This is a genomic window from uncultured Nostoc sp. (genome assembly GCF_964247315.1).
Lineage (GTDB): Bacteria > Cyanobacteriota > Cyanobacteriia > Cyanobacteriales > Nostocaceae > Nostoc.
Genome location: NZ_CAXTTT010000120.1, coordinates 1 through 22,488, shown reverse-complemented (window position 1 = coordinate 22,488; position 22,488 = coordinate 1). Strand labels below are relative to the sequence as shown.

General features: G+C 41.4%; 20 protein-coding genes and 2 pseudogenes. 9 read left to right on the top strand and 13 right to left on the bottom strand.

The genetic code is table 11. The features are described from left to right. Window positions 1-50: 50 nt before the first annotated feature. The 11 genes and pseudogenes from ACFE93_RS27735 to ACFE93_RS27685 form a co-directional block, all read right to left on the bottom strand. Window positions 51-998: pseudogene (locus tag ACFE93_RS27735) on the bottom strand (IS4 family transposase); the annotation flags it as partial. A 372-nt stretch (window positions 999-1,370) separates the two neighbouring features. Next, window positions 1,371-1,496 (bottom strand): hypothetical protein, encoded by a 126-nt coding sequence (locus tag ACFE93_RS27730; RefSeq protein WP_375478193.1) that lies wholly within the window; start codon window positions 1,494-1,496, stop codon window positions 1,371-1,373. After that, window positions 1,487-2,509 (bottom strand): spore photoproduct lyase family protein, encoded by a 1,023-nt coding sequence (locus ACFE93_RS27725; RefSeq protein WP_375478199.1) that lies wholly within the window; start codon window positions 2,507-2,509, stop codon window positions 1,487-1,489. Before ACFE93_RS27725 ends, ACFE93_RS27730 begins: the two co-directional genes overlap by 10 nt. 103 nt (window positions 2,510-2,612) lie before the next feature. Beyond that, complete coding sequence (locus ACFE93_RS27720) at window positions 2,613-2,969, bottom strand: hypothetical protein (RefSeq protein ID WP_334845573.1); 357 nt, start codon at window positions 2,967-2,969, stop codon at window positions 2,613-2,615. A gap of 223 nt (window positions 2,970-3,192) precedes the next feature. Continuing rightward, window positions 3,193-3,339, bottom strand: a complete 147-nt coding sequence (locus ACFE93_RS27715; RefSeq protein ID WP_375478191.1) for a hypothetical protein — start codon at window positions 3,337-3,339, stop codon at window positions 3,193-3,195. Between the two features lie 340 nt (window positions 3,340-3,679). Then, complete coding sequence (locus tag ACFE93_RS27710; RefSeq protein WP_375478189.1) at window positions 3,680-4,450, bottom strand: lipoate--protein ligase family protein; 771 nt, start codon at window positions 4,448-4,450, stop codon at window positions 3,680-3,682. Window positions 4,451-4,530: 80 nt separating this feature from the next. After that, complete coding sequence (gene coaBC / locus ACFE93_RS27705) at window positions 4,531-5,733, bottom strand: bifunctional phosphopantothenoylcysteine decarboxylase/phosphopantothenate--cysteine ligase CoaBC (protein ID WP_375478187.1); 1,203 nt, start codon at window positions 5,731-5,733, stop codon at window positions 4,531-4,533. Window positions 5,734-5,850: 117 nt separating this feature from the next. Further along, window positions 5,851-6,063, bottom strand: a complete 213-nt coding sequence (locus ACFE93_RS27700; protein ID WP_094351471.1) for a DUF2555 domain-containing protein — start codon at window positions 6,061-6,063, stop codon at window positions 5,851-5,853. Between the two features lie 155 nt (window positions 6,064-6,218). Then, a complete protein-coding gene (locus tag ACFE93_RS27695; RefSeq protein WP_375478197.1) occupies window positions 6,219-6,839 on the bottom strand; it encodes an alpha/beta hydrolase in 621 nt (206 codons plus the stop codon). Between the two features lie 113 nt (window positions 6,840-6,952). Then, window positions 6,953-7,702, bottom strand: a pseudogene (locus ACFE93_RS27690) (SDR family oxidoreductase). 458 nt (window positions 7,703-8,160) lie between these two features. Then, window positions 8,161-8,739, bottom strand: a complete 579-nt coding sequence (locus ACFE93_RS27685; RefSeq protein WP_375478185.1) for a Uma2 family endonuclease — start codon at window positions 8,737-8,739, stop codon at window positions 8,161-8,163. Between the two features lie 244 nt (window positions 8,740-8,983). On the opposite strand from ACFE93_RS27685, the gene purH reads away from it, so the two are divergent. Then, a complete protein-coding gene (gene purH / locus ACFE93_RS27680; RefSeq protein ID WP_375478183.1) occupies window positions 8,984-10,504 on the top strand; it encodes a bifunctional phosphoribosylaminoimidazolecarboxamide formyltransferase/IMP cyclohydrolase in 1,521 nt (506 codons plus the stop codon). A gap of 532 nt (window positions 10,505-11,036) precedes the next feature. Here the strand turns inward: purH and ACFE93_RS27675 are convergent. After that, window positions 11,037-11,546, bottom strand: coding sequence for a PIN domain-containing protein (locus ACFE93_RS27675; protein WP_375478181.1), 510 nt, complete (start codon window positions 11,544-11,546; stop codon window positions 11,037-11,039). Beyond that, the gene (locus ACFE93_RS27670; RefSeq protein ID WP_375478179.1) at window positions 11,543-11,842 is read right to left on the bottom strand and encodes a hypothetical protein; all 300 of its coding nucleotides are present in this window, start codon (window positions 11,840-11,842) and stop codon (window positions 11,543-11,545) included. The genes ACFE93_RS27675 and ACFE93_RS27670 overlap by 4 nt, the downstream gene beginning before the upstream one ends. A 589-nt stretch (window positions 11,843-12,431) precedes the next feature. Here ACFE93_RS27670 and ACFE93_RS27665 point away from each other — a divergent pair. From ACFE93_RS27665 to ACFE93_RS27630, 8 genes are all read left to right on the top strand, one after another. Continuing rightward, a complete protein-coding gene (locus ACFE93_RS27665; RefSeq protein ID WP_375478178.1) occupies window positions 12,432-12,635 on the top strand; it encodes a hypothetical protein in 204 nt (67 codons plus the stop codon). Beyond that, window positions 12,632-14,107 (top strand): Asp-tRNA(Asn)/Glu-tRNA(Gln) amidotransferase subunit GatB, encoded by a 1,476-nt coding sequence (gene gatB / locus ACFE93_RS27660; RefSeq protein WP_375478176.1) that lies wholly within the window; start codon window positions 12,632-12,634, stop codon window positions 14,105-14,107. The genes ACFE93_RS27665 and gatB overlap by 4 nt, the downstream gene beginning before the upstream one ends. A 691-nt stretch (window positions 14,108-14,798) precedes the next feature. Further along, window positions 14,799-16,040, top strand: a complete 1,242-nt coding sequence (gene argJ, locus ACFE93_RS27655; protein WP_375478174.1) for a bifunctional ornithine acetyltransferase/N-acetylglutamate synthase — start codon at window positions 14,799-14,801, stop codon at window positions 16,038-16,040. Window positions 16,041-16,170: 130 nt separating this feature from the next. Next, a complete protein-coding gene (locus ACFE93_RS27650) occupies window positions 16,171-17,070 on the top strand; it encodes a hypothetical protein (RefSeq protein ID WP_375478172.1) in 900 nt (299 codons plus the stop codon). Beyond that, the gene (locus tag ACFE93_RS27645; RefSeq protein ID WP_375478170.1) at window positions 17,030-17,305 is read left to right on the top strand and encodes a hypothetical protein; all 276 of its coding nucleotides are present in this window, start codon (window positions 17,030-17,032) and stop codon (window positions 17,303-17,305) included. The genes ACFE93_RS27650 and ACFE93_RS27645 overlap by 41 nt, the downstream gene beginning before the upstream one ends. A 576-nt stretch (window positions 17,306-17,881) precedes the next feature. Next, window positions 17,882-19,264 (top strand): CmpA/NrtA family ABC transporter substrate-binding protein, encoded by a 1,383-nt coding sequence (locus ACFE93_RS27640; protein ID WP_375478168.1) that lies wholly within the window; start codon window positions 17,882-17,884, stop codon window positions 19,262-19,264. Window positions 19,265-19,367: 103 nt separating this feature from the next. Beyond that, window positions 19,368-20,207 carry a nitrate ABC transporter permease gene (gene ntrB / locus ACFE93_RS27635; protein ID WP_375478166.1) on the top strand — a complete coding sequence of 280 codons (840 nt, stop codon included), beginning with the start codon at window positions 19,368-19,370 and terminating at the stop codon, window positions 20,205-20,207. 101 nt (window positions 20,208-20,308) lie between these two features. Then, window positions 20,309-22,315 carry a nitrate ABC transporter ATP-binding protein gene (locus ACFE93_RS27630; RefSeq protein WP_375478195.1) on the top strand — a complete coding sequence of 669 codons (2,007 nt, stop codon included), beginning with the start codon at window positions 20,309-20,311 and terminating at the stop codon, window positions 22,313-22,315. The last annotated feature ends 173 nt before the right edge of the window (window positions 22,316-22,488 follow it).

Here is a 22,488-nt window from a genome sequence, read left to right as displayed (position 1 = left end):
GATGGTTTACCCACTGCTGTTACTATATTTCACCCAACTGAGAACCGCTATAATTCACAGACTTGCTGTGCAGATAATATCTGGGGGTCGAGTACATTTGTTAGATAGTAATACCAAGTTGTACCCCACAAAACAGAAACTAAGCGGACTGAATGCTGACAAGGATTCGAGCGGTATTCACCCATAGAGATAATTTCATCACGATAAAATTGGGCAGAGGTCAAACAACGGACGACCTTGTAAGCAGTTTTTTCTCGCAGTCTTGTCACAAAAAACTTATCAGATTCGCTGAACGCATCAAACCAAGGAAATTTGAAAAATCCTAAATCAAAAATCAGTAATCCACCAATTGGTAAGCACTCCAGTAATTGATCGCACCAAGTTTTATCATTGGCTTTGCTGTTTGTTGTATACCAGGTTTTGACTGGGCGATGGTTAAATGCTTCTACCACCATCATCATTTTCCCAGCCAGTGTTTTTTCGTTTTCTTGCAGTGCTTTGAGCTTTCTTCGTAATGCTTCTAGGGTTGAACCGTCGCCGATCCAAATGGCTGTGAATTTAGTACATACTGGCTGCCAACTCTCTGGAATTGCTTGATGTTTGGGTTGAGTATTAATTCTTTGGATTACTTGCTCAAAAACTTGTGCAAATAATTCAATTGGTAATGTTCGCAATCTTTTTGACACTGCTTGGGCACTTACTTCCATTCGCTCGACCCATAGCAATCCCTCTTGTGACAATACCCGAATTATTTCTCTTAAGCCAGGAATCTGCCGATACACTAAACTCACTACCATCGCCATCATCATCGGTAGGGTTAATATTCTGTCTCTGAATTTTTTCTTCTGTTTGTCTTCATATAATCTCAGGGGTTTAAAGCTCACTGGAGATAGCAATGAAAAGATTTCTTTCTCGATTTCCTCTATCGGCGGTGCTGGTATATGTTTTTGCTGCCGCAGATCTGGGTTTCCTTTTCGCGCTAGACGTTTTGTACTCATGATGTAATCTAAGAACATCAATCAAGATGTTCTTAGATTACATCTTATGGTTTCTTTTTGCTTAAGTTGACACCAATGAGCATTGCTGTGCCCCTACAGCGCGGGTTTACTGATCATCAAAGAACAATTAATCAAGGCTGAAACGACCTATTTTCGTGAAACATACTATGATTAATTTGTACAGTGCGTAAGTCCTAGTTCTTCTCTAACGAGACGCTGCGCGAAGGCGGTTCGTTTTTCAAGATTAAGTGCATCTTCATGGAGAATTGGTATTACAGCAGATTTCAGCTTGGTGCAGTACACAAACTAGGTTTCAAAGGTAAGAAACCATTATATAAAGTAAATCAAAAGCTGGTGTGTTAAGCTAAAGCCTTAACGCACCAGCTTTTGAGCAACCGGAAAAGAGAGTGAAGCGATCGCTATACTATGCGATCGCTCTCTTACCCAATAATTAATTTGCTCAAACTGTATTTGAGCGAAGTAGTCTTCTAAGTCCAATAAAGAATTTCAGCATTTGGAAAGCGCCTACTAATCTCACTCTCAAAAAAGCAACGCAACGCCTTCATTGTGTCTTTCTCGTAAACATACTTTGTCCCACCAAACTTATTACGCTTGATACTGCGTTTTGCCTCATCCATCTCTAATTTTGATTGCGGATACCAAGTTTGTAACACTTCTTTTGACCCAGGTGTGAACCGATGCGAGATGAGTTCAAAGGTAAGGTTACAGTCAAAATCTAGTGCCTCGTTTATCTGGTTAAACAAACAACTATAGTGCATCTGCCAATCGTCTATCGGCATAATTGGCGCGATAACCAAACCTACTGGATAACTGCCACCGCCACGCTCTTTTGGTAGCGCCAACTGTCGCAATGCATTAAGTCTGGATGCTACGGATGCTGTGCCACCTTCAAACTTACCAGAAATCGGTGCGGCATTAACGCTCATCCGACAGCGAGTATTCCCATTGTGTGGTAAGTCGAGTAATCCATCCACAGCATCAAACTTCGATACCCAACGTAGATGTGCATTGGTACGAGTGCCAAAGTAACGGATACATTCAGCAAGACTTCCAGTTAAATGCTCAATACCCAATGGGTCAGTATAACAGCTAACTTCAAAACTTGTGTTTTTACCCTGTTGCTCGTACTTAGTTAAGTTCTCTAATATCTGCGGTAAATTGGCAAAAACGCGGATGACAGGTGGCCCCGACAAGCTACCAGCTAAGTAGCAGTATTGACAGTGAGCCGGACAACCCTCGGCAATGTGAAACTGCCAATCCGCAGAAGGTGGAATGGGACTCAGTTTAAAAGAACTGGGTGGTGCAGTAACCACCGCTAAGGTACGCTTGGCGATGTTGTAAGTATCCCGCTCAGACTCACCGCGCAGTCCCTTCAAACGGTTCTGTGATAGTTTTTCTATTGGTAAGTTGAGTGACTGCACACGTTCAAGAATCTGCTGCCCCCAATCTTCATTTAGGGCAGCAGGTGTAAACAGTACCCGTTCAGGTATCCACAATCTTGGCGATTTTGTTTGTGTCTCTGATACTGAAACCTGGTCTGTAATTGTATTCAGCAATATCATTCTCCGTTATTTAGTTTCCTGATTTCTGCAATTAATTTTCCAGGACTTGCTTAATTCGTCGCTCTAACAAATCAAGATCCAAACTGCCTTCATCACGGTTAATTCGCCGCACAGTCGTATTAACATTACCTAAATTTACCAATAAATCTTGAAGAATTTCCTGCTGCTGACGTGCTTGCGTAACCTCGCGTGGCTCTTGTACTAAATCACGCACGATGGTGTCTTCAGCGCGAGAGGCGATAATTGGATCGCTTTGCCCTTGAATGTGAACAAAGGTTCGTCGCCCTGGGCCTCGTTCCTCTTCTATTGGTATAACTGCTGTAACTTGGTCAGAACGCACATATTTGCCAAATCCCAAATGAACTAGTTCTGATGAGAGGATTTTCATATAATTGAAGCGTTATTTTTAAGTCTTACTTATATTGTAAAATCTAGAGAAGTTACCTTAAAGCCATAGAGCATACGGGTTATACCCAATTTAAAGTAGTAGTTTCCTTTCTCAATTGCTGCTTGATATCTCTATGTCAGTCACACTATTCCTACCAGCTTTTGGGCTTGTTCTGAGGTTTCACCAAGCTCATTAAACTCAAGTTTTAGGTTACAGTCCTAACTTAGGCTGTTAAGTACAGCATTTTATTAATTTGTAGCGGATTAAATTTGGCAATACCTTGCAATGCCAATGCATCCCCCTGCAATGCCAATACATCAAGATGCATTAACGATGCATCCCTCTGCAATGTTAATGCATTGGAATACATTGTTAATGCATCCTTTTACAATGCCAATGCATCCCGATGCATTATTTCTGCAAGTTTAGCTTGATTACAAATAATACCTTTTTCAAGTTGTAAATTTATTAGTAGCCTCTTTCTTCACTGGCAAGATATTTAATCTTGCTCCGATTCAATATCTTCGTCTGCGATCGCAACCAATAAAAGGTGGTTTATAAAAGCCTGAAACGACCTATTTACGTTGATACACAAGATAATTCGTTTGTACAGTGCGTAAGTTCTATTTACTTGTAAAAAACTTTAGCTTTATATGTATTTCCTAGATAACCTCAAGTTTTAGAATAGGCGATACCTACGGTGAGCTACGCTAACGCACTTCATACAGCGATCGCAATTTGAGGATATCTTGCCATTCGAGATCGGTGAATGGTTGGGTAACTAGTTCTATGCCAAAGTACTGTTTTGCCGTTTCTGTCAATGTATCCACAATCTTTGCAATCCATCCGTCCTCTTGATGTGTGTTACAAAGTGAGGTATTCCACGGAGCCGATTGTTCAAAGATTTCCTGAAATAAACCTTTGTCTGTAGACAAAATCATCGAGCCGTGTTGAAGAATAGTTTTTCTTCCTTTGCGTTGGGCGCTACCAATAAATTTACTTCCATCGGCTGTAACCAAGTCAGCCGCTGTTGCTGTGTTGAAACAACTGGGATTGTGAATATAACCTCGTCCAGCAGAACCATAATTTAACTCAATACCCAAGGTTTGCCAGCCTTGGATCAAAAAGTTACAGATGTTTTCATAAGTACCCCAGCTTTTTCCAGTACTAGCTGAGGTGATTAGAGCGTAGGTTAAGTTCCCTTGGTGGAGAACAGCTCTACCTCCCGTTGGACGACGAACTAGATCGAATGGCTGTCCCTGGTAAATTAGATTATGCCACTCGGCAGGCCATTGTTTTTGCAGATATCCCAAGGAAATAGCATAAGGACACCATGTATAAAAACGCAATGTAGCCGGATGTTGCCCGTTTTCACATTGGTTGAACAACCAAGCATCGATCGCCATTTGCACTCCTCCTGATGTCTGAAGCATTGGGATGAAACGCCATGTGGATGGTGACTCGGTTGCTAATTCTTTCATCAGTTTCGGATTCTGCAAACAGATTGACATTATAATGTCAGAATTCAATAATACTTTTGTTTCAGATTATCAGGAAGAATCTATTTGACAAAATCAAATAATTGATGTGCCATTTCTAATTTAGAACAAGGTGCAATTTCTACCTGATTTCCTTGACTATCTAAAAATATCGCTTGATTATTATCACTCCCAAAACCACTATTAGGACGATCGATGGGATTAGCAACGATCGCATCTAATTTTTTCTGATCTAATTTTTCTAACGCCGGCTTGACAATATCTCCAGTTTGTGCTGCAAAACCAATTAATATTTGATGCGGCTGTTTCTGTTTTGCTAACTGGGCAACTATATCCGGTACAGGTTCTAAAGGTAAAGCTTGGGGGAGCGATCGCTTGGGCAATTTCTCTGTACTATAATCTCGTGGTTTCACATCTGCCACGGCTGCTGACATCACAATTACATCAGCGTTGGGTAAACATTCCACCATAACGTGTTGCATTTCGTCGGCACTAATGACGGGAATTGCTTGTACTCCTAATGGTACATCCCAATTAGCTGGGCCATGTACCAAGGTAACACTTGCCCCTCGGTGAAGTGCTGCTTGCGATAGCGCCAATCCCATTTTACCTGTGGAAGGATTACCAATAAACCTTACTGGATCGAGATACTCTCGCGTTCCCCCAGCGCTAATTAAGACTCGTTTACCTACTAAATCTCGTTTGCCTTGAGTGTGTAACAAGGATTGGATGTGAGCCAAAATTTCTAGAGGTTCTGCTAATCTACCAGCACCGATGCGATCGCACGCTAATAACCCTGATGCTGTACTCATTCCATGATATCGACTATCTATCAATAACTGTTGCCAATTCCGTTGCACCGATCGCTGTTCCCACATATCAGTATTCATTGCGGGTGCTAACAGCACGGGACAAGTAGAAGCCAGCACGGTATTTGTGAGTAAATTATCCGCCATTCCATAGGCTAACTTTGCTAATGTATTAGCTGTCAAAGGGGCAATTACCATTACATCTGCCCATTCACCCAACTCAATATGCAACGGACGAGAGTGAGTTGGTTGCCAAAAATCATCATCTGTGTAGGCGGGATGACGAGATAGAGTGGCTATTGTCAGAGGCGTGATAAATTTTTGCGCCGAACGGGTGAGGATGACTCGGACTTCCACCCCGGTTTTAAACAGCGTCGAAACCAGTTCACAGATTTTGTAGGCGGCGATACCGCCACCTACACCAATGAGAACCCTGTTCAATTTTGGATTAGTCATAGTAAAAAGTTAGGAGTAAGTAGTAACTTAGGAGCAAGTGGTTACGAATATTAATTTCCAACTCCTGATTCCTCTACAGACGCGATTAATCGCGTCTCTCCTAACTCTCAACCTCAACTACGCTTCATCGTAGGGTTCCAAGTCTAAGAGGTAGATATAGGGTTCAACTAACTCTGGACGCTGAAATGCGATCGCTCGCAATAGATGCCAATCATTTAAACCCTCAAAAGCATTACTATAATTATCCAGTTCCAGACGTGTAGCTAGTTCTTCTACTTCTACTGCACTCATGGCAGCAATTTCTTTTTGGGAAATGCTTAGAGTTGTCATAATGTTTGCCCCTCCCTTATGCAGCACTCGCCTTCAGCATGGGTTAAGTTGCGCTCTTTCGCAGCCACCCAATATATATTACTCATTAGAGGTCATTAAGTTCGTGAAAATTGTCAGAATTTGTACCAGAATTTATAAAAAATTCGTAATGCTGACTAAGCAATTGTATTTACAACGAAATTTCGTAGTACCTCTAACGTTTTTGGATCTATTTCATGCCCCATATCAAATTCGTGGTATTCTACTGCCACTTTTAGAGACTTGAGGGTTTCTCGCGCCTTCAAAGCAGCTTGTAGGGGTACAACTTCATCATATCTACCGTGAGTGATTAAAGTCGGCGGAATCCCTTTTTGATTTGCCATTACTGCATCAGGATGTAAATACCCACTCATGACAACTAAACCTGCTAAGGGCAATTTTGAGCCGACATCTAAAGTCATTGCTCCGCCTTGAGAAAATCCACTTAAAATGGTGCGTGATAAGGGTATGCCAGTGGTACTTTCTAAAGATTCCAAGAAATCTGTTAGCAGTTGCCGACTTTCTGCCAAACCTTGATACATATTTTCTACCCGCAGGTCATACCATGCCCTCCCTATAGGGGAATAGGGATAAGGATAAGGTGCGTTAGGTAACACAAACTGGTAATCGGGTAAGTTGAGCAAAGGTAACAAAGATGCTACATCCTCAGCATTAGCACCCCAACCATGCAAAGTGACAATTAAGCCTGCGGGGGGTTGAGAAGTTGCTGTGGGAACGTTGATAAATTGTAAAGACAGAGGTCTACTCCTAAAATCCTACTCTTTTAGTAGATCCTATCTCTTGAAGTAGACTTAGTATTAGGAAGCGGATGCCACTTTGATAGAGACACCTACCTTATTGGCTAAACTTTTTACCAAGGTACTGGTTGACCAAGATGAAAAAAGCCACCACTCGGGCCATCGTCAGGGAGCATCGCTAACTCAACGCCCGTTTTCGCCCCTTCTGCAATATCCATCATTGCGCCTTCACCGCCCAATTCAGTTTTCACCCAACCTGGATGAGCGCTATTAATTTTCATAGGAGTATTGCGTAACTCATGGGCTAAATCGATGGTGAATGCGTTGACTGCTGCTTTAGAAGCATTGTAAGCAAATGGTTTAGAGTCATAAATTGGTGAATTTGGAGTAGCATGAAGTGTCAATAAGGCTTCAATACTAGACATATTGACAATTCGACTACTAGGACTGTTTAAAATTAACGGTAGCAGTACTTGAGTCAGTTCAACCAAGCCAAAAAAGTTGGTGTTGAATGTCTGTCGAATAATGTTTATTTAAACAGAAGTGGCATTACTGATTAACCAGTCGCTATCTAGAAACACACCTGCATTATTAATCAAGATATCCAGTTTACCAAAAGAGTCACTAATCTCTTGAAAAGCAGACTGAATTTGAGTACTGTCAGTTATGTCAAGAGCGATCGCCACAGCCGAGACTCCTTCATTATGCAAGTTAGTGGCTGCCGTTTTTGCTGCTTCTAAATTTCGGGCTGCGATCAGAATCGTCAATCCATGTTGTCCCAGTTGACGACTCATCTCTAGTCCTAGACCCTTATTTGCGCCAGTAATCAAGGCTACTTTATTTTTCAGTTCGCTATTTACCACTGTTAGCCACTCCTATTTGAATTGGGGATCTACGATGTATTTAAAAACAGTATGCTTAAGCTTTGTTTAAATACTGGGTGAATCTTCTCACGAAGTCGCAGGCAAGAAAACCTAGAAAAAAGGCTAGTACCGCAAGGCGGAAGTCAAAAGCCAAAAGTCAAAAGTATAATGGAATGGGATTTTTAGAGTTTTTAAATGGTTACTCTATTTACGCCATGACTTACTAGGCCTTGTCTATAGCGTACATTAACTATTTTTCATCTGCTTCATCTTCTAACAGGATAGTGTTTAGAAGATTCAATTCACTGGATGCCATAAAGTAGCGAGCACTTAAGAAATACCTATCAAATTTGCTTTTAATAAATTAAAATTTTATACTTTTTTATTGTCATTCGATTCAGCTTATCAATTGTTTCTTATTAGTAACACTTTAGATTTTTTTGATTACTAATGAAATTTTAGGGATTTAATCCAGCTTGTTGAAAGATTGCGTGAGGGGTAATTTCCAATTCTAGTAGCAAATCATCAGTAATTATTTGATGAGATCGATAAGTAATCGGTAAGGAAGATGGCGCAAATACAGTTACAGTTCTGGCTTTTGTATCAACCACCCAAACACGAGAAACGCCAGCTTTCAGATAATCAGTCGCTTTTTCGGCAATTTCACCAAAAGTTTGACCAGGTGACATGATTTCAATGACTAATTCAGGTGCGACAGGACAAGCTTCATCTAATAGCCAATCAGCAGGAAGACGGTTATGAGAAATATAAATCAGATCGGCTACAGGCATCCAATCTTGTTGATTTCGGGTTAGTTTAATTGCCCATTCAATCACAACCCGACCCTTTGCTTGTGCCCATGCAGACAATAATATAAATAAAGCACCAGTAGTCAAGCTATGAAAAAATTTTGGTGAGATTTCATTATCTTTATATTTGGGTACAGCTTCACCATTAACAAACTCGTATGTAATGTCTCTTTCGGGAAGTGCGAGAAATTCTTCTAAAATTAGGCGTTGATTATAAGACGGAACCATAGGTGTTATGTGGGTAAAAGATGCTATTTTTAGTTTAGGCGATCGCCAATATTAGAGACTAAGCCCACTTAATTGTTATTTCCAGCATTTTGATAGTGATTGATAGTTGTATCAAAGCTGACTCTGGGGATGTAAGCATATAAATTACACAAGTCAATATTATTCTTCACGATCTTGAAGTGAACCAAGGCTTATGTAAAACTTGAGATCCTTCTCTTGTGGCCTACTTTTAAGGAATTGATCGATGGTGCGTCTAGCCCTGCTGAGTGTATCTAATAAAACTGGTTTAATTGACCTAGCCCGTAGCTTGGTTGAAGAATTCGACTTTGATTTAATCAGCAGTGGGGGAACAGCCCAAGCACTCAAAGATGCGGGACTCCCTGTTACGAAGGTTGCAGATTATACAGGTTCACCAGAAATTTTAGGTGGTCGAGTCAAAACGCTGCATCCCCGGATTCACGGCGGAATTTTGGCGCGGCGAGACGTTTCCCAAGATATTACAGATTTAGAAAATAACCAAATTCGCCCGATTGACTTAGTGGTGGTGAATCTATATCCTTTTGAGGAAACGATCGCTAAACCAGGCGTGACATTATCCCAAGCGGTTGAACAGATTGATATCGGTGGGCCAGCAATGCTACGGGCATCATCGAAAAACTTCGCCCATCTCGCTGTATTATGCGATCCGGCACAGTATGACGAGTATTTGGAGGAATTGCGCCAAAATAACGGCGAAGCATCCCTAGAGTTTCGGCAAAAGGCGGCGTTAAAAGGGTTTTCGCATACTGCTAGTTATGATCGCGCGATCGCATCTTACCTCGCAGACACACAGCAATACACTCTTAGCGGTACACAATTGCAATCTCTGCGTTACGGCGAGAATCCCCATCAACCCGCCGCCTGGTATCAAACTGGTTCTACCCCCACTGGATGGGCAGCTGCGACAAAACTCCAAGGCAAAGAACTTAGTTACAATAATTTAGTTGATTTAGAAGCCGCACGCCGAATTATTGCTGAGTTCACTGATACCCCAGCAGCAACGATTATCAAACATACAAATCCCTGTGGTACGGCACTGGGAAGTACGATTTCAGAAGCGTATCAAAAAGCTTTTAATGCTGATTCTGTTTCCGCCTTTGGTGGGATTGTTGCACTCAACCGCCCAATTGATGCCGCTACAGCTAGCGAGTTAATCAAAACATTTTTAGAATGTGTGGTTGCACCAAGTTGTGATGCGGAAGCTCAAGAAATCCTTGCCAAAAAATCCAACGTGCGGGTTTTGACTCTAGCAGATTTGAGTAGTGGCCCTAAGGATACAGTGAAAGCGATCGCAGGTGGTTTCCTTGTTCAAGCTAGCGATGATGTGATTGCTGATACCAGTCAATGGCAAATAGTTACTGAACGTCAACCCACACCTGACGAATTAGCCGAATTGCTGTTTGCGTGGAAAGTTTGCAAACATGTTAAATCGAATGCCATTGTTGTGACAAGCGATCGCACTACACTAGGAGTAGGTGCTGGTCAAATGAATCGCGTCGGCTCAGTTAAAATAGCTCTAGAACAAGCTCAAGAAAAAGCCAAAGGTGCAACTCTCGCCAGCGATGGATTTTTTCCCTTTGATGATTCAGTCAAAACAGCCGCAGCCGCAGGAATTACGGCCATTGTCCAACCAGGAGGAAGTTTACGCGATAAAGATTCAATCAAAGCTGCTAACGAACTCGGTTTGCTGATGGTCTTAACTGGTGTACGTCACTTTTTACACTAAATTATTGACGGTAAGGTGTACAGTTTTGAAAGTGTCACATAATTTACCTGCCCTTTGATAGAAGCAGTGATATATTAAAGTCGTGTGTGAGGAGCAAGTTAAAAATAAAAAGCGCCTGGGGTGGAAACACGGCAACACTCCCAGGCGCTTTTTAATTGGGCAGAAATTAGATCGCTTGTACAGTTTTGAAAATCTCACTCAATATACTTGACCTTTGATAGATGTAATGATATGGTTAAGTCGTGTGTGAGGAGCAAGTTAAAAATAAAGAGCGTTTGGGGTGGAAACACGGCAACACTCCCAGGCGCTTTTTAATTTGTCAGAAATTGGATTGCTTATGCAGTTTTGAAAATGTCACTCAATATACTTGCCATTTGATAAAAGTAGTGATATGGTTTATTTGCGTGTGAGGAGCAAGTTAAGAATAAAAAAATGTCTGGGGTGGAAACACGGCAACACTCCCAGGCATTTTTTTATTTGTGTACAGAAATTATAGAAATTAACCCTTCCAAAATAATTTTCATACATATTTTTACTTCCAGTTAAAGACACAAATATTGTTAAAGTTAATCACATCAACTTCTACACTCTGAAGATAATTTGCTAATTTGAGGTCATCAGTTAGTACAAGATATTTACCTTTAGATAAAGTTAGGATTCCACTGTCAGTAAGTCCAAATTTGACAAATTTTTCAGTATTAACAGCATCTAAACTCTTGATATAGTATTCATTTAAAAGAACAACATTTTTAGTAAATTGAGCAAATATTTCAAAGCACTGAGAACGTTCGGGTTCCCCAAGTTGATTTGCGAGGCTATTAACTTCTGTCAGAATATTCGGAGTTGTTACAAGCTTTTTAAATTTTGCAATAAATGCTAGCAGAAGCTCATAGTCTTCTGGTAGAAATTGCTGGGTTCGATTAAATTTAGTTATTCGTTCTTGATTAACGCTCCCAACTAAGAAAAGAAGCAGGATATTGGTATCAATTAAAATCCCTTTTTGGCAATAACGACGAATAAAAGAAGCAATTAAATCTTTCATACTTCTCTAATTTTCATTGCCTCTACTTCGCCTGTTTGAGAATTTACTTTAAAAAGTTTATATTCTCGTTCATATAACACAGGAACAAAAGCAAGAGAGACAGGCATTAAGTCTTCCAATCGGCTTTTAGGAGGTTTTTTAGGAATATCAAACCCTAAAGTAATCAACCAAAACCTTTTATCCTCAGAAAGTTCTACTTCTTCAAGTCTCAAATCTCCTAATGAAGAACCCATTATGTCTTGTATGGATTTTATGTATTGATATGCAGCATTTACTGCTGTTTTGACATCAATCATAATTTTAATTACTTCCTAACATAACTTACTATCTTAACATTTTGTTATAGTAATTTAACCTTATTTTTGATGTTAATTAATATATAAATAACAATATTTATTTTATAATTTTTTTAGATATTTTTAATAAAAACCAATTGGGTAAATCTTAATAGGGGGAAATATTTTGTAAAAAATCTCTGACTTCTGTTGGTTTACTGAAAATAATAACTTGCTGGTTTAGTGTTACTTGACTAAGTTTTTATAGAATTCCAGGACGACGAATAATTGGGTATGACCAGATATATTTGAGAAATTCCCAATTTAATCTTTCAGGGCAATCTGATGCCATATCAGGTCTGGATTGTCTAGCATACATGAAGCGAAGTTTAATCACTCACCATAAACATAAAAGCCGGGGAAAATTCAAAAAAATTACCGTATCTGCAACCGATAAACGAATGTCGAGAGTACCGCTATAGTTACCATCGATAATCCAAGATTCTCGTTGGGTTAAGTCTTGAATTATGCTCTGCCATTTAGTTTTTGGAGTCTCAACTCAACCAGGATTCCAGTACCAACCATCCAAGTGAATCACCTCTAAACTAAGATGGTTCCCAGTTCGCGGGCTAGGGTAGATTTACCAGCACCTCCAGAACCAATGATTAAGATTTTCTTCACCTTAGATGTGCATCTCCCTTTTCAAGCTCAAGAGGTAAGCATTGCTCACCCAAATAACCGTCTTCAGAGCAACTCAATACGCCGCTACAATAGTACCACTACAAGGATTATGCCCAAATTATTGATATTATGACCACTGCTACGACCGTAAAAACTGAGTATGAAGCGATTATTGGTCTAGAAACCCATTGTCAACTGAGTACCAATACCAAGATTTTCTCTAATAGCTCTACGGCATTCGGCTCTGACCCCAATACTAACATTGACCCGATTTGTATGGGTTTACCTGGGGTCTTACCTGTACTCAATGAAAAAGTATTAGAATACGCCGTCAAAGCTGGTTTGGCACTGAATTGTCAAATCGCTAAATATAGCAAGTTTGACCGAAAACAGTATTTTTATCCAGATTTGCCGAAAAATTACCAAATTTCTCAATACGACCTACCGATCGCAGAACATGGTTGGTTAGAAATTGAGTTGGTAGATGCTGAGGGGAATCCGATTCGCAAACGCATTGGCATTACGCGTCTGCACATGGAAGAAGATGCTGGAAAATTGGTACACGGAGGTAGCGATCGCCTTTCTGGTTCTTCCTATTCTCTGGTAGACTACAATCGCGCAGGTATCCCATTAGTAGAAATTGTTTCAGAACCCGATTTGCGTTCTGGACTAGAAGCTGCTGAATATGCCGAAGAGTTGCGCCGGATTGTCCGGTATCTCGGCGTGAGTGACGGCAATATGGAACAAGGATCTCTGCGCTGCGATGTCAACATTTCCGTGCGTCCAGTGGGGCGAAAGGAGTTTGGTACTAAGGTAGAAATTAAAAACATGAACTCCTTCAGCGCCATCCAACGAGCGATTGACTACGAAATTGAACGCCAAATAGCCGCCATCGAAGCAGGCGATCGCATCATCCAAGAAACTCGGCTGTGGCAAGAAGGCGCTCAATGTACAAGTAGTATGCGGGTAAAAGAAGGTTCTAGCGATTACCGCTACTTCCCCGAACCAGATTTAGCACCAATTGAGGTGTCAAATGAACAATTAGAGCAATGGCGTAGCGAACTACCAGAATTACCAGCCCAAAAACGCCATCATTATGAAAGTGAGTTGGGACTTTCGGCTTACGATGCGCGAGTGTTGACAGAAGATCGTTCAATCGCCGAATATTTTGAAACTGCGATCGCATCTGGAGCAAATCCCAAAGCTGCTGCCAACTGGATTACTCAAGATATTGCAGCCCACCTCAATAAGCAAAAACTCACTATTACTCAAATCGCCCTGACTCCCACCAATTTAGCAGATATTATCACTCGCATTGAAACAGGCAAAATTAGCAATGCTCAAGCTAAACAAAAGTTGCCAGATTTGCTTAGTGGTATTTCTCCTGAGAAAGCCTTTGCCGGACAAGAGTTAATCACCGATCCTAGCGTACTGGAACCTATTGTCGATGAAGTCATAGCCGCCAACTCCAAAGAACTAGAAAAGTATCGCAACGGTAACACTAACCTCAAAGGCTTCTTTGTCGGACAAGTTCTCAAAAAGACAGGCAAACGTGCCGATCCTAAGCTGACTAACGAATTGGTCGAGAAAAAACTGAACGTCTAGCTATCTGTCTAGCTAACAATGCTTGGTGAGGAAGCAGGAGGAGCAGGGGAAGCAGAAGAGATTTTGGGACAAGGGGACAAGAGGTGAGAACTTGCAACAAGTCTTTCCCCTTTCCCCAATTCTCCTTGTCCCCAAGTCCTCTTCTCCATGCCCAATTCCCAATTCCCCAACTAAGTATTTTCCCGGTCTTGCTTCACACAATCTTTATATAAAAACTGGTGACAACCCTCATACCTAAAATGATATGCTGTGGTAAGTAGATGCACCCTGATGATCTGGAGAGCTGCCTAAGTAGCTCTCTTTTTTATTTTATTTTCGTGGTATTTACGGATAAAGTTCAAAAAATTTGAGAAGTAATCTCAATAAATAAGTATTAACCCTTAAAAAGTAAAACATAGAGATAAGGAAGTAGATGTATCCGAACGATCTACAGAGCAACCCAAGTGGCTCTCCTTTTTTGTTTTTGTTTTTCGTCATAAGAAAGGTAAAAACAATTATGCTAATCGCCAACTGGTGCATTATTATTGCCATCAGCAAATAAACTCACAATAAAAAGGACTGACGACTGGAGACTGGGGATGTAGGGGGATAATAACTCTTGATCTCCTAACTCAACACTGGGAACTTTTCCAAGGCACTTTTCCAAAGCACAAATTGACCTATCCAACCTGATAGTTTAGAGTGAAGAATAATGGCAGATTGGCAAGAAATAACAGGTGGTATCACAGCACCAAGGGGGTATCAGGCGGCGGGAATTACCGCAGGATTGAAACCTTCGGGGTTGCCAGATTTAGCTTTGATATTCTCAGAAGTGGAAGCGATCGCAGCGGGTGTGTTCACCACCAGCCAAGTGAAAGCTGCCTGCGTAGAATATTGTCGCCAACGCTTGCAAGCCAAACAAAGCGCTCGTGCCATCCTCTGCAACGCTGGACAAGCAAACGCTGCTACAGGAACTCAAGGCTATCTTGATACCCTAGAATCTGCTCTGGCAATAGCCCAAGCCCTAAACATCTCGTCTGAATCTGTGTTATTGGCTTCCACTGGTGTGATTGGTCAAAGAATTAAGATGGATGCTTTGCGAAGTGGAATTCCCAAGGTAGTAGCAGCACTATCAGAAACAGGCTCAGATGCCGCAGCTGGGGCAATTATCACTACAGACTTGGTAACAAAATCTATTGCCCTAGAGACAACTATAGGCGACCGCCCGGTACGAATTGGCGGCATTGCCAAAGGTTCCGGGATGATTCACCCCAATATGGCAACCATGCTGGCATTTGTGACTTGTGATGCTGTGGTTTCGCCTCACCTTTGGCAACAGATGTTAGCAAGGGCAGCTGATAGAAGCTTTAATTCCATTACTGTGGATGGTGACACCAGCACCAACGACAGCTTAATTGCCTTGGCAAATGGTCAATCTCGCACCCCAGCAATTACAGAATTGGGCGCAGAAGCAGAGAAATTAGAGGCGATGTTAACAGCAGTTTGCCAGCATTTAGCCAAAGCGATCGCTCGTGATGGTGAAGGTGCAACCTGTCTCATTGAAGTGGAAGTGACAGGGGCTCATGATGAAATCTCAGCCCGACAAATAGCCAAAACGATCGCTGGTTCATCCTTAGTTAAATCTGCAATCTTTGGACGCGATCCAAATTGGGGACGCATCGCCGCCGCCGCCGGACGTGCAGGTGTGCCCTTTGAGCAAGAAAACCTGCAAATTAAGCTAGGGAATTTCTTAATGTTAGAAAATGGACAACCTTTACAATTTGACCGGGCAGCAGCAAGTGCTTATTTGAAAAAAGCATCGGTGGGTGCTTATCTGCAACAGGATACGGTGTTAATTTCCGTTAATGTTGGCAATGGTTATGGTGTAGGTAAAGCTTGGGGTTGTGATTTGAGTTATGACTACGTGAAGATTAACGCCGAATACACTACGTGAACTACTCCTATTTGTTTGCGCTGTAGAGACGCGATTCATCGCGTCTTTACCCAAGGATGTGTTGCAATCATTAATTGAATTGGTATCAGAATAGTCTTACAGTTTCCCATGCTGTGGCTGGACGGGAAAAATGGCTAGGAAGCATATAGAACTTAGAAGGAAAACGTACTTCAAGCTAAGTTCACAAATCGCTCAGTTGGATAATGCACAATTGCATTCTCTGTTTGACAATAGTCAGTCAAATGAGTCGAGCACAGGTTGGGGAATGAATCACACCATCATTCTTGGGGAATCCAAGGTTTTTGTGAAACGTGTTCCGGTTACAAATATCGAATTTGATAACCTGTTTTCCACCAGAAATTTTTATAACCTGCCGACTTACTGTAATTACGGCTTCGGTTCCACTGGTTTTGGGGTCTTTCGGGAACTTGTTACCCATATCAAGACAACCAATTGGGTATTGTCGGGGGTAATTGCCACCTTCCCGCTGATGTACCATTATCGAATTATTCCCTTCGTTGGGCGGCGTGCGGATGTCGATAGGTCGCGTCTAAAAGATTATGTGGAGTACTGGGGCAATAGTGCCAACGCCGGGAATTATATGTTAGACAGAGCAAACGCCAACTATGAGTTGGTTCTGTTTCTAGAGTACATACCGCATATTCTGGAAACATGGCTGCGGGAAAACCCCAACAAACTTCAAAAACCCCTGGATGACTTACGCACGACGATTACCTTTTTGAGAAGGAAGGGAATCATCCATTTTGACGCACATTTTCGCAACATCCTCACCGACGGTAAGCAGACATATTTGACCGATTTTGGTTTGGTACTTGACAAGAGTTTTACGTTGACTAAAGATGAAGAGTCTTTTTTTAAGCAAAATACATTTTATGACTACGGAGAAGTCTTGCGGAATCTCAGTCATCTTATTCAATCGTTTTATGATTTATGTTCCGAGAATGATAAACGCAGAATTATGGAAAAATATGGAAAAATATGGCATAAAAGAAGGCTTAAAACCTTATGAACTGAGGTCTATATTACTCGACAATATCGAGCAGATACATGCTGATGGAGTCATGAAGTTAGATAAGTTTTATGTTGCCAGCATTGTCAAATACCGCAGCATCATTGCGCTGATGCAAGACTTCTTTTCTGATATGTGGGCAAATAACAACAAGGACACTAAACTTCGTCACGCAGAACTACGGCTGCTGCTTAAAGAGACGGGGTTTCTTTCTGGTGTTGGAAACAGCAGATAGTTGCCATCGCTGGATAATAAATACACTTATTTAGGGTATTTGCTTAAGTCTCCAACTTTCTCAGCCTTACCATCTCACTCTCGTCGCAGTGTACGATTAAGTTATAGAGATAACATAATAGTTGGGATAAATAAAAATTTATAGATGACAAATTACTACTAAAGTTAAATTACAAAAAAAAAGAAGATAGTCAATCATAAAGCAAACATAATAGTCTTCATAAATAAGAGTTTATATATTAAAAATTATTCCTATAGTTAAGGGAAATAGATAAATTTTTCTTTATACATCCAATTTAATATTTGTTTAATAATCCCGACTCCAAGTTAACAATTTCGGCTTCAAAGGCTGTAAACTGATTTCAACAAGGTGAATGATACCTCTGCATCACACTAGAAAAGCAGAGCGAATAATTTAGCCGAGTTCTTATATAGCTAGCTATTTCATTAATGAAATGGCTGCGATCGCTTGGTCAAATATAGCTTGATTAATCATTAATTATGCAAGAAACATAAGGTTTTTTGCCTAAATTGTCATAGCTATAAAAAATAAAATTGACATTTTCAGGAGATATTTATGACAGAATTTTTTAATCAAATTTCTCGCCGCAAATTTATCTTTACAGCCGGAGTATCTGCGAGTGCTGTATTGCTCAAAGGCTGTTTGGGTAATCCTCCTGAAAACCTGACTGGTGGAAGCACTCAAGCACAGCCAACTGCTCAATCAGTTGCTAATATTAGTTCCGAACAAGCACCAGAGACTACTACAGTCAAGTTAGGATATATTCCCATCGTAGAAGCGGCTCCTTTAATTATTGCTAAAGAAAAAGGCTTTTTTGCCAAGTATGGCATGACTGATGTTGACCTTTCCAAACAAGCTTCTTGGGGTGCAGCTAGAGATAACGTAGAAATTAGTTCTGCCGGTGGTGGAATAGATGGCGGTCAATGGCAGATGCCAATGCCACATTTAATTACAGAAGGTTTAATTACCAAGGGCAATCAAAAAATTCCCATGTATGTATTATGCCAACTAATTACACATGGAAATGGAATTGCGATCGCAAACAAGCACCAAGGTAAAGGTATTAGTTTACAACTCGCCAGTGCTAAGTCTTTGTTTAAGGAATTAAAATCTTCAACCCCCTTCACAGCTGCATTTACCTTTCCCCACGTCAATCAAGATTTGTGGATTCGCTACTGGTTAGCAGCAGGTGGGTTAGACCCAGATGCAGATGTCAAATTGCTCACAGTACCTGCGGCACAAACTGTAGCCAACATGAAAACAGGAACAATGGATGCCTTTAGTACAGGCGACCCCTGGCCATATCGTCTAGTTCAAGACAAAATTGGCTACCTAGCAGCATTAACCGCAGAAATTTGGAAGAATCATCCTGAAGAATACCTCGCCATCAGAGGCGATTGGGTTGATAAAAATCCCAAGGCTACCAAAGCAATTTTAAAAGGAATTATGGAAGCCCAACAGTGGTTAGATAATTTTGACAACCGCAAAGAAGCGGCTCAAATTCTCGCTGGACGAAATTATTTTAATCTTTCGTCACCTGAAATATTGGCAGAGCCATACCAAGGTAAATATGACATGGGTGATGGTCGCAAAATTGATGATAAATCAATGGCTGCTTACTACTGGAAAGATGAAAAAGGTAATGTTTCTTATCCATACAAGAGTCATGATTTATGGTTCATCACTGAAAATGTTCGTTGGGGATTTTTGCCAAAAGATTACCTAGATAATAATGCTGCTAAGGCTAAAGAACTGATCAACAAAGTCAACCGCGAAGATATTTGGAAAGAAGCTGCCAAAGAAGCTGGCATTGCTACTGCTGATATTCCCACAAATACATCTCGTGGTGTAGAAGAGTTTTTTGATGGCATCAAATTTGACCCCGAAAAGCCAGAAGAATATTTGAAGAGTTTGAAAATCAAAAAGGTAAGTGTTTAGAGACGCGATTAATCTCTTGTAGAGACGCGATTCATCGCGTCTAGAGATATCGATCATTTGCAAAAGACAAATAACATATAAAATTTGAGGAGAATATAGCATCATGACAATAGCCCAAAAACGCCCTGCAAGCCCTAGATTGAATAATAGCTTCATATCCAGCCTGAAAAAGCAATTTCCTGACCTGATACCACCAACGATCGCGATCGCAATCTTCCTGATTATCTGGCAACTCTTCGCTTGGACTCCGGGAGCAACATTACCAGGGCCAATACAGGTTATCCAAGACACTTGGGTTCTGATTTTCTGGCCCTTTTATGACCGAGGTGGTATTGATAAAGGTCTATTTTGGCAGATTTTAGCAAGTCTACAACGAGTCGCTATTAGTTATACACTTGCAGCAATTGTGGGTATTGGCTTGGGCATTTTAATTGGTGTTAATAAAACCATGTCCAAGGCTTTAGATCCTCTTTTTCAATTACTGCGGACAGTACCACCTCTAGCTTGGGTTCCGATTTCTTTAGCAGCTTTACGACAAAACGAACCCGCAGCATTATTCGTAATTTTCATCACCGCCATTTGGCCGATCTTAATCAACACTGCTGTCGGCGTTACCCAAATTCCCCAAGATTACAACAACGTTGCCAAAGTTCTGCAACTTAGCCGCAAAGAATATTTTATTAATATTTTGATTCCGGCGGCATTACCCTACATCTTTACCGGCTTGAGAATTGCGATCGGTTTAGCTTGGTTAGCGATTATCGCCGCCGAAATCGTCATGTCCGGTATTGTCGGAATCGGCTTTTTCATCTGGGATGCCTATCAAAATAACAACGTCAGCGAAGTAATTTTGGCTCTAGTTTATATCGGTGTCGTTGGTTTACTCCTAGATAAAGCAATGGTTTGGCTGCAAAACAAAATTTTACCAGCAGAACAGAAATAGTCATTAGTCATTGGTCATTGGTCATTTGTAAAAAGTTAAGGACTAATGACCACGTACTAAGGATTAATAGCGAAAGACAAATGACAAATGACAAAGGACAAATAAGTATGTTTGTAGCTGTCGATCAAATTGAAAAAGTTTTTGAATTAACTGGTGGTGGCAAATATATCGCCCTCAAAGGAATCGACCTCCAAATTAAAAAAGGAGAATTCGTTTCTTTAATTGGTCACTCCGGTTGCGGTAAATCCACTCTATTAAATATGATTGCGGGTTTGGATTTGCCTACTGAAGGTCTTGTCACTCTCGAAGGACAAAAAATCACCAAACCTGGCCCAGACAGGATGGTGGTGTTTCAAAATTATTCGCTATTACCTTGGCGGACGGTAAGAGAAAATATTGCCCTCGCCGTAGACTCGGTAATGAAAGGTTTACCTGCAGGCGATCGCAACGCCATTATCGAAAAACATATAAATATGGTGGGTTTGCGTCCCCATGCTGATAAACAACCGGGAATGTTATCAGGTGGACAAAAGCAGCGAGTTGCGATCGCCCGCGCCTTAGCGATTCGTCCCAAATTACTCTTGCTAGATGAACCCTTTGGTGCATTAGACGCACTCACACGCGGCAATTTGCAAGAACAACTGATGCAAATTTGCGAAGAAAATCAAGTTACCGCCGTGATGGTGACACATGATGTCGATGAAGCAGTGCTGTTATCTGACAGAATCGTGATGTTAACCAACGGCCCCGAATCTAAAATTGGCGACATTTTAGAAGTGGATATTCCCAGACCCCGCAAGCGGATGGAAGTAGTAGAACATCCCAGCTACTACAGTTTGCGGAGTGAGATGATTTACTTCCTCAATCAGCAAAAACGGATTAAGAAAATTCGGGCGCGGAAAACTGCCGACATTGCCCGTCATGGATTAGAAAAAGTTAACCTAGAAATTGGCTTTTTACCTCTAACCGCTTGCGCCCCCTTAGCAGTTGCTAAAGAAAAAGGCTTTTTTGTCAAGCATGGTTTAGATGAAGTTAACTTAGTGCGGGAAAGTAGCTGGCGGGGTATAGAAGATGGCATAAGTGGCGGTTATTTGGATGCGGCTCAAATGCCTTCAGGGATGCCGATGTGGCTTTCTTTGGGAGGACATAATAACCAACCTCTGCCCGTTGTCACTGCCCTCACCATGACTCGCAACGGTAACGCCATCACCTTAGCAAAACGCTTTTACGACCAAGGCGTGCAAACCTTATCAGACTTCAGAAATCACCTGATTCTCACCCACGAACAAAGGCATACAATGGGGGTAGTACATCCCGCATCTATGCACAACTTGCTGCTGCGTTACTGGCTAGCGGCTGGAGGAATTGACCCCGATAGCGATGTAGATATGAAGACCATTCCCCCAGCGCAGATGGTAGCCGACTTAAAAACTGGAAGCATTGATGGTTACTGCGTCGGCGAACCTTGGAACTACCGCGCGGCTGTAGAAGGTGTTGGCTTTACCATCGCTACCGACTTAGAAGTTTGGCTGGGACACCCCGGTAAAGTTCTTGGTGTGCGGGAAGATTGGGCAGAAAATTATCCAAATACGCATATCGCCTTAACCAAAGCTTTGTTAGAAGCGTGTCAGTATTGTGCAAATCCCGAAAACACCCAAGAGATTCGCCAAATTTTAGCAGGGCGAGAGTACGTCAGCACTGATTTAGAATACATTCAACTCGAAGATCCAGATAGTCTTACTTGTGACTTAGACCATCCATTGCGGGACTATGCCCATCACCAGTTTTATTCTGAGTCTGCCATTAACCGCCCCAGCCGCACCGAACAAATTTGGATTATGAGTCAATTGGCGCGTTGGGGTGACACTCCCTTCCCCAGAAATTGGGTAGAAGTTGTGGAACGGGTGTGTCAAGTCCGTGTTTTCAGTACAGCCGCACGAGAATTAGGTTTGGATATTAGCTATATTCGCCAACCGATCAAACTGTTCGATGGTACTCCCTTTAACGCCGACGATCCGATCGCTTATCTCAACAGTTTGCAGATTAAACGTGATTTTTCAGTCGCGGAAGTTGTTCTTGATGCACCTAGAAGAAGACTCGCTTCATAAAAAAATGGTGAGAGAAAGAGGTAGTGGAAGAAGTAGCACATCACGCGCGAACTTCTGAACTCCATTAATGAGCCTCTGAACTGCATTAATGAGTCTTTGAACTCCATTAATGAGCCTCTGAACTCCATTAAAGAGTCTTTGAACTCCATTAATGAGTCTTTTAGCTTCATTAA

Excerpts from the sequence above, each read along its gene's own strand:
- ACFE93_RS27720 (WP_334845573.1), bottom strand. The coding sequence starts at position 2,969 with ATGAAAATCCTCTCATCAGAACTAGTTCATTTGGGATTTGGCAAATAT.
- ACFE93_RS27715 (WP_375478191.1), bottom strand. The coding sequence starts at position 3,339 with ATGTATTCCAATGCATTAACATTGCAGAGGGATGCATCGTTAATGCAT.
- ACFE93_RS27710 (WP_375478189.1), bottom strand. The coding sequence starts at position 4,450 with ATGAAAGAATTAGCAACCGAGTCACCATCCACATGGCGTTTCATCCCA.
- coaBC (WP_375478187.1), bottom strand. The coding sequence starts at position 5,733 with ATGACTAATCCAAAATTGAACAGGGTTCTCATTGGTGTAGGTGGCGGT.
- ACFE93_RS27700 (WP_094351471.1), bottom strand. The coding sequence starts at position 6,063 with ATGACAACTCTAAGCATTTCCCAAAAAGAAATTGCTGCCATGAGTGCA.
- ACFE93_RS27685 (WP_375478185.1), bottom strand. The coding sequence starts at position 8,739 with ATGGTTCCGTCTTATAATCAACGCCTAATTTTAGAAGAATTTCTCGCA.
- purH (WP_375478183.1), top strand. The coding sequence starts at position 8,984 with ATGGTGCGTCTAGCCCTGCTGAGTGTATCTAATAAAACTGGTTTAATT.
- ACFE93_RS27675 (WP_375478181.1), bottom strand. The coding sequence starts at position 11,546 with ATGAAAGATTTAATTGCTTCTTTTATTCGTCGTTATTGCCAAAAAGGG.
- ACFE93_RS27670 (WP_375478179.1), bottom strand. The coding sequence starts at position 11,842 with ATGATTGATGTCAAAACAGCAGTAAATGCTGCATATCAATACATAAAA.
- ACFE93_RS27665 (WP_375478178.1), top strand. The coding sequence starts at position 12,432 with ATGGTTCCCAGTTCGCGGGCTAGGGTAGATTTACCAGCACCTCCAGAA.
- gatB (WP_375478176.1), top strand. The coding sequence starts at position 12,632 with ATGACCACTGCTACGACCGTAAAAACTGAGTATGAAGCGATTATTGGT.
- argJ (WP_375478174.1), top strand. The coding sequence starts at position 14,799 with ATGGCAGATTGGCAAGAAATAACAGGTGGTATCACAGCACCAAGGGGG.
- ACFE93_RS27650 (WP_375478172.1), top strand. The coding sequence starts at position 16,171 with ATGGCTAGGAAGCATATAGAACTTAGAAGGAAAACGTACTTCAAGCTA.
- ACFE93_RS27645 (WP_375478170.1), top strand. The coding sequence starts at position 17,030 with ATGGAAAAATATGGCATAAAAGAAGGCTTAAAACCTTATGAACTGAGG.
- ACFE93_RS27640 (WP_375478168.1), top strand. The coding sequence starts at position 17,882 with ATGACAGAATTTTTTAATCAAATTTCTCGCCGCAAATTTATCTTTACA.
- ntrB (WP_375478166.1), top strand. The coding sequence starts at position 19,368 with ATGACAATAGCCCAAAAACGCCCTGCAAGCCCTAGATTGAATAATAGC.